Source organism: Aequorivita flava, assembly GCF_038742595.1.
Classification (GTDB): Bacteria; Bacteroidota; Bacteroidia; order Flavobacteriales; family Flavobacteriaceae; genus Aequorivita; species Aequorivita marisscotiae.
Genome location: NZ_JBANCF010000002.1, coordinates 262,049 through 274,148 on the forward strand (window position 1 = coordinate 262,049; position 12,100 = coordinate 274,148).

Annotated in this window: 11 protein-coding genes; 5 read left to right on the forward strand and 6 right to left on the reverse strand. The window is 38.2% G+C overall.

The features are described 5' to 3' along the window. Positions 1-2: 2 nt before the first annotated feature. Positions 3-950, reverse strand: coding sequence for an NAD-dependent epimerase/dehydratase family protein (locus VZD24_RS03560; RefSeq protein WP_342686840.1), 948 nt, complete (start codon positions 948-950; stop codon positions 3-5). Positions 951-1,047: 97 nt separating this feature from the next. Between VZD24_RS03560 and VZD24_RS03565 the strand changes: the two genes are divergently transcribed. Together VZD24_RS03565 and VZD24_RS03570 are read left to right on the forward strand one after the other, a co-directional pair. Continuing rightward, positions 1,048-1,656 carry a hypothetical protein gene (locus VZD24_RS03565; protein ID WP_342686839.1) on the forward strand — a complete coding sequence of 203 codons (609 nt, stop codon included), beginning with the start codon at positions 1,048-1,050 and terminating at the stop codon, positions 1,654-1,656. Positions 1,657-1,731: 75 nt separating this feature from the next. Continuing rightward, positions 1,732-3,798 (forward strand): M13 family metallopeptidase, encoded by a 2,067-nt coding sequence (locus tag VZD24_RS03570; protein ID WP_342686838.1) that lies wholly within the window; start codon positions 1,732-1,734, stop codon positions 3,796-3,798. 53 nt (positions 3,799-3,851) lie between these two features. On the opposite strand, the gene VZD24_RS03575 is transcribed toward VZD24_RS03570, so the two are convergent. Continuing rightward, a complete protein-coding gene (locus tag VZD24_RS03575; RefSeq protein WP_342686836.1) occupies positions 3,852-4,658 on the reverse strand; it encodes an SDR family oxidoreductase in 807 nt (268 codons plus the stop codon). After that, positions 4,655-7,021 carry a M28 family peptidase gene (locus VZD24_RS03580; protein WP_342686835.1) on the reverse strand — a complete coding sequence of 789 codons (2,367 nt, stop codon included), beginning with the start codon at positions 7,019-7,021 and terminating at the stop codon, positions 4,655-4,657. Before VZD24_RS03580 ends, VZD24_RS03575 begins: the two co-directional genes overlap by 4 nt. 176 nt (positions 7,022-7,197) lie before the next feature. On the opposite strand from VZD24_RS03580, the gene VZD24_RS03585 reads away from it, so the two are divergent. Next, the gene (locus VZD24_RS03585) at positions 7,198-7,659 is read left to right on the forward strand and encodes a CBS domain-containing protein (RefSeq protein ID WP_279449749.1); all 462 of its coding nucleotides are present in this window, start codon (positions 7,198-7,200) and stop codon (positions 7,657-7,659) included. On the opposite strand, the gene VZD24_RS03590 is transcribed toward VZD24_RS03585, so the two are convergent. Continuing rightward, complete coding sequence (locus tag VZD24_RS03590) at positions 7,660-8,241, reverse strand: TMEM175 family protein (protein ID WP_342686834.1); 582 nt, start codon at positions 8,239-8,241, stop codon at positions 7,660-7,662. 252 nt (positions 8,242-8,493) lie between these two features. On the opposite strand from VZD24_RS03590, the gene VZD24_RS03595 reads away from it, so the two are divergent. Together VZD24_RS03595 and recQ are read left to right on the forward strand one after the other, a co-directional pair. Beyond that, positions 8,494-8,829 (forward strand): single-stranded DNA-binding protein, encoded by a 336-nt coding sequence (locus VZD24_RS03595; protein WP_279449747.1) that lies wholly within the window; start codon positions 8,494-8,496, stop codon positions 8,827-8,829. 74 nt (positions 8,830-8,903) lie between these two features. Next, positions 8,904-10,982, forward strand: a complete 2,079-nt coding sequence (recQ, locus tag VZD24_RS03600) for a DNA helicase RecQ (protein ID WP_342686833.1) — start codon at positions 8,904-8,906, stop codon at positions 10,980-10,982. A gap of 2 nt (positions 10,983-10,984) precedes the next feature. Here recQ and VZD24_RS03605 read toward each other — a convergent pair whose 3' ends face one another. Next, the gene (locus VZD24_RS03605) at positions 10,985-11,164 is read right to left on the reverse strand and encodes a hypothetical protein (RefSeq protein ID WP_279449746.1); all 180 of its coding nucleotides are present in this window, start codon (positions 11,162-11,164) and stop codon (positions 10,985-10,987) included. Continuing rightward, positions 11,165-12,067, reverse strand: coding sequence for a histone deacetylase family protein (locus VZD24_RS03610; RefSeq protein ID WP_342686832.1), 903 nt, complete (start codon positions 12,065-12,067; stop codon positions 11,165-11,167). Between the last annotated feature and the right edge of the window lie 33 nt (positions 12,068-12,100).

The window sequence follows — 12,100 nt, forward strand, 5'->3', positions numbered from 1 at the left end:
CCCTAATATTTATCGTTTAGGTTTGTAAGCATTATTTCGGTCATTTCATCTAAAGAAATTTCGCTTTTCCAACCCCAATCATCACGTGCTTCGCTGTCATCAATACTTTGCGGCCAACTATCTGCAATGGCTTGTCTAAAATCTGGCTCATAACTTATTTTAAACTCAGGAATGTGCTTTTTAATACTTGCAGTTATTTCCTCAGGATTAAAGCTCATGCCCGAAAGATTGTAAGCATTCCGCGTTTTAATTTTTTCCGTATTGGCTTCCATAATATTTACAGTGGCTTTAATAGCGTCGTCCATAAACATCATAGGCAAGGTAGTTTCAGCATTTAAAAAGCAAATGTATTTTTTATGTTTTAACGCTTTGTGATAAATATCTACCGCATAATCTGTAGTTCCGCCTCCTGGTAGGGTTTTGTAGCTAATGAGCCCCGGATACCGAACGCTGCGCACATCTACCCCGTACCGCTTAAAATAATATTCGCACCAACGCTCACCAGTTTGCTTGCTAATTCCGTAAACAGTACTCGGCTCCATCACGGTGCGTTGCGGCGTATCTATTTTAGGAGTGGTTGGACCAAATACAGCTATACTTGAAGGCCAAAATATCTTTTCAATTTTTTTATCTTTTGCTAAATTCAGCACGTGAAAAAGTGAATTCATATTTAAGTTCCAACCCTTCATCGGAAATTTTTCGGCAGTGGCCGATAGCATCGCAGCCATTAAATAAACGTCTGTTATTTCGTATCTAATTACTACTTCCTGAATAGCGTCGTAATTCATAGCGTCCAAAATTTCAAAAGGTCCGCTCTGCATAAGCTCTGCCTCGCCTTCTCTTATATCGCTCGCAATTACTTTATGATTGCCAAATTTTTCGCGTAAATAAAGGGTTAATTCAGTACCTATTTGGCCACAGGCGCCTATAATTAAAATCCGTTTTTTCATGGGTTTAATTTTCAAAAATGAAGTGTAAAGATACGTATTATGAGTTCTTTCAGCGTTAAAAAAAAGATATGCCATTTGGTTAATAACCAGTATATTTGTGGCCCTTTCGTTTTTTATGAAGATTTTAATTCCACTTTTAATGGTTGTTGGCTTTGTTTTTTCCTGCGGAAATAATTCCGAAGAAAACTTAGCTGAAGTTCCAAATAACGACGCATCAATTATTTTTGGCAATAAAAACCATGCCTTCCCACAACTCTCTGAGCCAGCACAAAAACAGGCGGTGCATTGGGGCGTTTTAGAAGATTTTCTGGCCGAAGCACAAAATGCAAACGGAACTAACTACCAAGATTTGCGAAACCGATCGGAGCTTTTAAACGAATACGCCGATTCGCTTTTTAAAAAAATTCCAGATACGCTAAATACCAAACCCATCCACAGCCGGTTAGTAGTGTTAAAAACCCGAACAGCGCTGCTTTCTCAAGTTTCGCATCAAGCAACTATCGATTCGCTAAAGGTGCAACTATCCTTAGAAGAAATGAATAGTGCGGTAAAAGATTTAATAGTACAACTAAATGAAAAGTTTCAAAAAGATAAAATAGACTTTTCAAGAAAAGAAGACGAAGAAAACGAATTAAAAAAACAACAACGCACCAAAGATTCCATTTTCAATTTGGAGCTTCAAGATAAAAAAAATAAAAAAGTGTAACATACCCACTTAAATGGCAACTTATACTTTCAGAATAATTTTAAATCAACAATTACTTTAATCTAAAATAATAAAATGAAAACCAATTTTTTAAAACCCGTTGTGGCTTTTGCAGTTATTGCAGTCGCCACAACCGCTTGTAAGGAAAAAACCGAAGTGGCCGTAACAGACAACGAACCACACGGAATTATTCTCGCAAACATGGACACCACCGTAAGTCCAAAAGACGATTTTTACAATTACGTGAACGGAAACTGGATGAAGAACAACGAAATTCCAGACGATGAAACCAGTTGGGCAGGCTTCACTATTTTGCGCAAAAAAACCAGTAAGGACATGCTGAATATTTTAGCAAAAGCCAAAGAAAGCGGTAAATACGCCCCCGAAACCGATCAAGCCAAAGCGTTAATGATATATGAGTCAAAACTGGACTCGGTTGCTAGGGACAAAGCGGGTATTGAACCGCTAAAACCAGCGCTCGAAAAAATTGCCGCTATGAATAGCATGGAAGATTTTCAAAAATTAATGGCGGAAGATGCCGTTGCAGTTTCACAACCATTTTTGGGGCTTGCAGCATTTTCAAACCCAAACAATAGTGCTATAAATTCGGCCTATATTACTCCTGGAAATTTAGGTCTGCCAGATCGCGATTTTTATACCAATACAGATCCTGCTTCGGTAAAAATACGTGAACAATATGTAGATCATATTACGAGAATGCTTCAGTTTTTGGGCGATACTGAAGAAGCTGCCCGCGAGCAGGCAGAAACTATTCTAGCTTTTGAAACTAAACTTGCCTCTCCGAGATTAGATAAAGTAGCGAGCCGCGATTTTAGAAATTTCAACAATCCAAGAAGTATTGAAGAATTGCAAAAAATGCTACCACAAATTAAGTGGGAACAAGCTTTTGAGCAAATGGGCATCGATAAAAAACTGGACACTGTTATCGTAATGCAGCCAAAATATATGGAAACTTTAAAACAAATGTTTGCCAACCCAGATTTAGATACCTGGAAAACCGTGATGCGTTGGTCTACCTTAAACAGTTCCGCAGGAATGTTAACCACTGAAATTGAAAAGGCAAATTTTGATTTTTATGCTACAACCTTAAAGGGCACCAAAAAACAAAAACCAGCAGATGAACGTGCTCTTGCCACCGTTAATGGAAGCGTAGGCGAAGCTTTGGGTAAACTTTATGTAGATGAAATGTTCCCACCAGAAGCAAAGGCTAAGGCAGAATCCATGATCGAAAATGTAATTGCAGCCTACAAAGACCGCATTAATGCCTTAGAATGGATGAGCGATAGCACTAAAGTGAAAGCCATTGAGAAGCTTGATAAATTCACTGTAAAAGTAGGGTATCCAGACAAATGGAAAGATTACTCCTCTATGGAAGTAAAACCAGAAAACACCTGTTATGACAATATGGTCGCGGTGCAAACTTGGAATCTTAAAGATAACCTTGAAAAAATAGACGAGCCTGTAGATCGTACAGAATGGGGCATGAGCCCACAAACCGTGAATGCGTATTTCAATCCTTTTAATAACGAAATCGTTTTCCCAGCTGCAATTCTTCAGCCGCCTTTCTACGATTATAAAGCAGACGAAGCCGTAAATTACGGTGGAATTGGCGCAGTAATAGGCCACGAAATTTCACATGCTTTTGACGATAGCGGCTCGCGTTTTGATGCTAACGGAAACCTGGTAAACTGGTGGACAGATACCGATCTTAAAAACTTTACCGAGCGTGGTAATAAACTTGCAGAACAGTACAGTAATGTAGAAGTTTTAGACAGTGTTTACATCAACGGACATTTTACCCTCGGTGAAAACATCGGTGATCTTGGCGGGGTACTTGGTGCTTATGATGGCTTACAACGTTTTTACAAAGAAAACGGACGTCCTGATAACATAGACGGTCTAACACCAGAGCAACGTTTCTTTATGAGCTGGGCCACGGTATGGCGTACCAAATCTCGCGACGAGGCATTGCGTAACCAAGTAAAAACAGATCCGCATTCTCCGGGTATGGTTCGTGCTACACAGCCTTTACTAAACATTGATGCGTTTTACGAAGCTTTTGATATTAAGGAAGGCGACCCTATGTATCTTGCGCCAGAAGATAGAGTGCGTATTTGGTAGTTTTTTAAAGTATTTTAATTGATTGAAAAAGGAGCTGTAACAGGCTCCTTTTTTTATATAGAAGTTTTAAACGAATAATCCAAGACTGATTGTAAATTATCGGAATCCACTTGCTTAAAAGTTCCGTTTGAAACCGCTTCCGCAAAAGTGGGAGCTTCCAACCCAAGCTCCTTTGCCTTTTGGATATAATATTCCGCTTTTTTTGGATGGTTCGGGTTTACTGCGTTAAAAACTTTTCCGAAGGCATCTTTCTTTAAAATTTCAACCAAGATATTAATACAATCATCCCGATGAATCAAATTTACGGGAGCGTTAGCATCAATCAAATCTTTTCTTCCTGCCAAATATTTCACAGGGTTTCTACTGCCGCCTATCAATCCGCCAAAACGCACTACGGTAGTCTGCAAGCCTTCGGCATTCATAAATAATTCTTCTACTTGCCGCAATTGCTTGCCGGCGATGGTTTCGGGTTTTGGCTCGTCCCGCTCCGTCACCCTCCCCTGTGAATCATCATAAACCGAAGTACTACTCACTAAAATAATTTTTCTTACGGCAGATTCGTTGATAGCCGAAAGTAAATGCGCCATCTTTAATACGTAATCTGCGCCCGTGTTTCTTCGTAGTCCGGGCGGAATCATTATCATAAAACAATCGGCATTTAATAACAATGCCTCTATTTCGCCTTCAATACCGTTTTCAGAAACTTCAACAGGAAAAGCGTTAAAACCGTTTTGTTGTAATAAAGTGGCTTTTTCAATAGAAGTTACCGAACCTTTTACCGTATAATTTAAAGCCGATAAACGATATGCTAAAGGTTGTCCGAGCCAGCCAAGACCCGTAATAGCGATTGTATTATTCATTGTGAGGGGATATTTTGAAAGTTTGCCTTTGTTGTATCTTCAACATGTATTCTAAGCGAATCTACTGAAAAAGTTCGTTTAACCATAATAGCATCCGTAATAACAAATGGTTTTGGCATGGTATAAATTGGTCTTTGGGTAATTTCAAATTGTGGCTCAGTCATTAAATTGAAAGAATATTCCATAATTTTAAAAGAAACCGGAGTATTTTTCTCTGCGGAATACGCCACTTTTAGCGAATCGCCTTCAGACACGTAATAATTAATTAGTGCACTATTTTTTGTACCTCTATAGTTGCTCGAAACTTTTGAAACAGGCATCGTTTGTCCGTTAAACTCCAAAGCTTTAAAAGCCGAAACTGCTCCACTGTATAAATCAATTTTATTCACTCTTCGGTGCGGAACGATGATAAACTTCACGTTCCGAAGTGCTTCAATTAAGGTGTCTTCTTTTAATATTATTTCAAAATCTGCAATATTTCTTTGTGGAGCTTTTGCCGCATAAGTAAAATTGGCGCCGTATTTACTGTATGCTGCATCGGCAACTACCGCAGATGCTTTTTTAGGGTTTTCACCTAAATAATTCTGCGTCCATTCATCAATTTCTTCGTCGTAGGTAAGCCAATAAAATTTATTGGTATCTGCATCCTTATAATAAATTAAACTGTTTGGTTTTCTTCGTTCTTCGGAATAATTACTTTTTGAATGCGCTATTCCGAAGCAAGTTATTGCAAGCAGCAAACACACAACAGAAAGTAAGCGTTTCATTTTGTAAAAACCAAAAACGGGCCAGAGCAACGCAAATAGTAAAACCGTAAAAACACAACTAATAACCAGCATTTTTAAACCCAAACCAACAGGAAAAAATTGAATAAGCGGTGCAAAAATAAAAAGCGCCGGAGCTGCCAAAAGCGCCATTGCCAAAAGATTTGGGCGCTCCTGCCGAAGCATTATAAAAAACGACAATAACCCAAAAAATACGGGAATAATAAAATACGCTGCTCCTTTTAAAACTATAAATACAGCCACGTTAATTAATAACCAAAAAAACAAGGGTGCTACGTAAAACGCAGGCTCATTAAATTTTTGGGTGAACTTTTTATAAATAGCGAAGGATACTGCCAATGAAATAAAAACGAAAAAGGCGATATACCAATGGCCATTATAGGTAAAACCTTGTTGAATTTCGGCGTATTGTGGGTATAGTGCCAAAATTAATTTCCAACCAAAAAAACCAAGTAGGCCACATAAAAGCAAGGAAAGCAAAAACGGAACAAAACCCAAACCAATAGATTTACCATTGAGCTTTTTTTGTTTTAAACCGTAATAAATTAAAAGAATAAATAGAATTGCAGCAATAATAAGCATAGGCAAAATCCATGCAAAAGGATAGCTTAGCATTTTAACCAGAGGTAGGTTTACGTACACATTATCTGTTTCGGCTTTTAACTCGGACAGATTGGCATCAGCAAAATAATGAATAAGCGGAAGCAAGTAACTACCTTGATGCATTAAACTATTCCATGCTAAATGGTACATATTGTCATTTGCTGTATGGTAGTTAAAATGGCTATCTATAAAGGCGAAGAAAAAACTATCAATATCGCCATCTTCCCTAAATACAGTAGAATCGGTATCGTTGGGCAACATTTTATAAACACTATACATTAATGAAGAAGCCACCGGAAAGTCTGGATTTGCCGCGATAAACTCCTTTACAAGTTTTGAATTTCCACCGTTGGTTTCTAAAATCATATTACTTGGACCGCTCGTACCACGCGCTTCAAAATTCAGTACCAATCCCACATTTTTTGCCCAAGGATGGTCATTTACAAATAATTTTGCGCCATCTAGCCCGATTTCTTCAGCATCGGAAAATAAAATTATAATATCGTTTTTAGGTTGTTTTCGGGAAGCCAGATACGCGCGTACACTTTCTAAAATAGTAACCAGGCCACTTCCGGCATCGCTGGCACCAAACGACGGTACAAGCGCGCTATCGTAATGCGAAAGTAACAAAAGCGCCTTTCCATCTTCGCTGCCCTTTATTCGCCCAATAATATTAACTGGTTTATTGAGCGTTTTAGAATCTGGATTCAAGCTAAAACCCGTTTGAATGTGAGGGTCTAAACCCAATTTTTGCATTTCGGCAATTAAAATTTTACGCACTTCTTTATGTCCATCAGAACCCAGATAATGTGGTTGTTTAGCAATTTCGCTTAAAGGTTCCAACGCTCTGTCAACCGAAAATTCAGTAGCTGGATAGGTTTTATTTTCATCGTAATGCGGGGTAAGTGAATAAAAGCTATAAAATAATAAGCCAACGATAAGCAGAAGGGAAAGAATGGCGCCAAGTTTTTTCATGGTTGGGAAGTTTTGATTGATAAAAATACACTTTTAATCACATTATGTTAAATAGATAAGGATTAATGAAACAGCAATATTAATAGGCAGTTCGCTATATAAAATAATTACTTATACCTCGAATAATTTAATTTGATAAAAATGATTATATTAGAAGTTCGCAAAAATTTGATATTATGGGAATTAAAAGTTTTATTGGTAGAAGGGCGAAGCCCAAAAAAGGGTCATCGGAAAAGGTAAAAGTTTCTGATTATATGACCCGTAACCTAATTACATTTAAACCAGAGCAATCTATTTTGGAAGTTATGGAAGTGCTTTTAAAAAAGCGAATTTCGGGCGGCCCAGTGGTTAATGACCAAAATGAGTTGGTTGGCATTATTTCTGAAGGAGATTGCCTTAAAGAATTGAGCGATGCCCGGTATCACAACCACCCCATGGAAGATGTAAAGGTAGAAGAGCACATGATTAAAAACGTTGATACTATTGATGGTGAAATGAATGTGCTGGACGCAGCCAATAAATTTTTGGAATCAAAACACCGTCGTTTTCCAATCTTGGAGAATGGTAAACTTGCAGGTCAGATTAGCCAAAGCGACGTACTTCGCGCTGCTATGAAATTAAAAGGCCAGACCTGGTAATTAGGCTTCTTCCTTAAAAATAATTTCTATCCGCTTATCGGGAATAAGCCACATTAAAGCCACCAAAATATATAACATACCCGCAATCCAAGGATTTACGAACGATCCCATTATTGCGATGGAATAAATAATGGGCGATGCCTTTCCTTTAAAGTCTTTTCCCAATGCTTTATTTAATAGAGAATCCTTCCCTTGTACCGCTAAAATACTTCGCTGTAAAATAAAATAGGCAATGGCAGCCATTAAAAGAACCCCTCCGTAGAGTGCCATAGGTAATTCGGCAAAATGATTTTCTCCCACCCACCCCGTAACAAAAGGAATTAAAGAAAGCCAAAACAACAAATGAAGATTGGCCCAGAGAATGGTGCCGTTTACTTTCTGTACCGTATGCATCATATGGTGATGGTTGTTCCAGTAAATGCCTACATAGATAAAACTTAAAATGTAACTTAAAAATACGGGCAATACGGGTACCAGATCATTTAACTTGGTGCCGTGCGGCACTTTTAATTCCAATACCATAATAGTAATTATAATAGCGAGCACGCCATCGCTAAAAGCTTCCAATCTGTTGCGGTTCATGGTAAGTTTATTTAAATGATATAAAGATAAAGTTGATTTTAAGTAGATTAAATTACTGAAAATTCGCAATATATTTCAGATTTAAATAAAGGATTTTATAAGCATACATCCAATTACAAACGCTTACAAACAACTATAAACGAAAGTAAATAAGTAAAAACCAACTAGCATTTGCCTGTCGCCGTAAGTTTGTCCTGTCGAATAAAATGAAGTTCGATAGTATCAATTGTTTAACATTAAATTTTAGAAATTATGAACGCACTTAGAAACAAAGTACAGTTGATTGGAAGATTGGGCCAAGACCCAGAAATAATAACTTTTGCCGATGGCAACAAAATGGCAAAATTCTCTATGGCCACAGACGACAGCTACAAAGACAAAAGTGGACAAAAAGTAGAACGCACCTATTGGCATAATATAGTGGTAAAAGGCGGTTTGGTAAAAGTTGTAGAAAACTATATAACCAAAGGCAAGGAAATTGTAATTGAAGGAAAACTTACCAACCGTTCCTGGGACGATAAGGAAGGCAACAAACATTATATTACCGAAGTATTTTGCAACGAGCTGGTCATGCTGGGGAGTAAATAAATGATCGGCCAATCAAGCCCTCGATTTTCTCGGGGGCTTATTTTATTTAACTTCGAATAGTTATTTTTACAAAAATGGAAACATCTGCCCAGCTTGATAAATTCGATTTACTTAAAACATTTTTCGGATACGACAAATTTCTTCCAAATCAGGAAGAAATCATAAATAATGTATTAGCTCAAAAAGACACTATTGCCATCATGCCCACCGGCGGTGGAAAGTCGTTGTGTTTTCAATTGCCAGCCTTGGCTTTGGAAGGTACGGCAATAGTAATTTCACCACTAATTGCATTGATGAAAGACCAAGTAGATGCTTTAAAAGCAAACGGAATTTCAGCCGCATTTTTTAATAGTTCGCAACCCTATGATAAACAGCAACAAATTTTAAAAGAATTACAAGACGAAAGTTTAAAATTGCTTTATGTAGCTCCCGAAAGTCTTCCGCAGGTAAATTTTATTCTGAAATCAATAAAAATAAGTCTCTTCGCGGTAGATGAAGCCCATTGTATTTCCAGTTGGGGACACGATTTTCGCCCTGCATACACACAACTTAATAGTTTAAAAAAACAGTTTTCACAAGTACCAATAATTGCACTTACGGCAACGGCAGACAGGCCCACGCGGGTAGATATTGCAACACAACTTACCATTCCAGACGCTAAAACTTTTATCGCTTCCTTTGATAGACCCAACTTGTATTTAGATGTCCGGCCGGGTCAAAACCGAAACAAGCAAATTTTAAACTTCCTCGCCAAACGCGGCACCCAAAGTGGCATAATATATTGCTTAAGCAAGAAAAGCACCGAGAAGCTCGCGGCAACTTTAAATTCCAAGGGCCACAAGGCACAAGCCTATCATGCCGGTCTTACTTCAGAAGAGAGAAGTAACATTCAAGATAATTTCTTAAACGACCAAACACCAATTATTGTAGCAACCATTGCTTTTGGAATGGGCATAGATAAAAGCAACGTACGTTGGGTAATACACTACAATTTGCCGAAAAACATTGAGGGCTATTATCAAGAAATTGGACGAAGCGGAAGAGATGGTTTAAACGCGCATACATTGCTTTTTTACAGTTTGGCCGATGTAATTATGCTTCGAAAATTTGCCGAAGGCACCGAAACCGAAACCTATCAATTGGCAAAGTTGGAACGCATGCAGCAATATGCCGAAGCCTTGAGTTGCCGAAGAAAAGCATTGCTTGGTTATTTTGGTGAACACATCACCGAAGATTGCGGCAATTGCGATATCTGCAAAACGCCACCCAAATATTTTGACGGAACTTTAATTGCACAGAAAATCTGTTCTGCAGTGGCGCGATTGCAGGAACAGGAAGCCTTGGGAATGGTTTTAGACGTACTCCGCGGCGCACAAAACGCACAGGTTTTCGACAAAGGCTACCAAAACATAAAGACCTTTGGCGCCGCTAAAGATATTTCATGGCGTGATCTTCAACAATATGCCATTCAACTTTTAAATCAAGGCGTGCTGCAAATTTATTTTCACGAAAACGGGAGGTTACTCCTCACCCCGCTTGCAAAAAAAGTTTTATTTGAAGAAAAAAAGGTACGTCTGGCAAATATTATACAAGAAGTTGAAAAGGTAAAAACCGAAAGAACGCCACGAAAACGAGCCGATCTTTTCGAGAAACTGAAAACCCTTCGTTTAAAGTTAGCGCAGGAAATTAGTATGCCCGCATATATAATTTTTAGCGATGCAGCTTTGGAAGATATGGAACATAAAAAACCGCGAACTCGCGAAGAATTTGCAGAGATTTCAGGCGTTGGCGAGGCGAAACTTGAAAAGTATGCAGACGATTTTCTAAAAGTTATCAATCGGCATTTAGACAGTTTGGAAAGTACCTTGCCTACCCACGAACGCAGCTATAAAATGTATGTTGAAGAAAGTCTTTCACCATTAGAAATTGCTTCAAAACGTGGGCTTTCAGAAGACTCAGTTTATGGACATTTTATTAAAATGCATAGACAGGGAAATGATTTCGACTTTTCACAATTTATTTCTTCCAAAGAAATTAAAAAAATAAAAAAAGCAAAAGAAACACTCGAAAATCCAGATGCATTAAAACCCTATTTTGAATATTTTGAAGAACGTTTGCCATACTGGAAAATTAAATTGGGGCTATATTTATAGCTCTATTTAGGCAGATTTTTCAGAATTTCCAAATATTGAACTCGCTGCATTCGTTGTTCAACAGTAAGATCAAAACACGGACAGCGTTTGCAGCGTTTATGTTCGCCTTTTTTTAAATACTTTTCGCAGCATTCGGTCTTAAAACCTTTTTTCTTGTCTGCTTTGTTTTTTTTCTTCCCCATTCAGAAAAAAATTTCCTGCGCCAACCGAAAAGTATTGGCATGCGCGTCAATAATAGTTTTTATTTCTGACGAATAGCCTCCACCCATGCTTACCTGCACCGGAATTTGCAAATCTTTGCAAAACTCTAAAACAAAACGATCGCGCGCTTTGCTTCCCGCAACAGTACAATTTAATCTTCCTAATTTATCGGTCGCCAAAATATCAACACCGCTTAAATAAAATATAAAATCCGGCTTTTGGTTATCGATTAATTTTGGTAGAGTTTCTTTTAATTTCTGAAGATAAATGGCATCGCCACTGCCGTCGGGAATTGCAATATCTAAATCGCTCTTTTCCTTTTTAAACGGATAATTGCCCGCGCCGTGCATGGAAAATGTAAATACAGAATCGTCATTTTGAAAAATCTGCGCCGTGCCATTGCCTTGGTGCACGTCTAAATCCACTATCAGAATTTTCTTTGCATATCCATTATTCTGAAGGTATCTGGCCGCAATAGCTTGATCATTAAGCAAGCAAAATCCTTCACCGTGTCCGGTGTATGCGTGGTGCGTTCCTCCCGCAATATTCATTGCAATTCCGTACTGTAATGCATATTCGCTCCCATCAATTGTTCCCTGGGCAATGCGAAGTTCCCGCTCAATTAGTGATTTAGATATAGGAAAGCCAATTTTTCGAGCAGCTCGTTTATCCAGTGTAAGATTCAATAAATCAGTAAAATATTCTTGGGTGTGTACAGCAAGAATAACGGCTTCCGCAGGGATTTTCGGTTTAAAAAAATTTTCAGGGGTGCAACTCCCTTCGTGTAACAGCTGTTGCGGCAGCAATTCATACTTCTCCATTGGAAAGCGATGTCCCTCTGGCAAGGGATGTTTATAAATAGAATGATAGGCTATTTTCAACATTTTAGAATTCAATTAAAACTTGAGTATAATAAT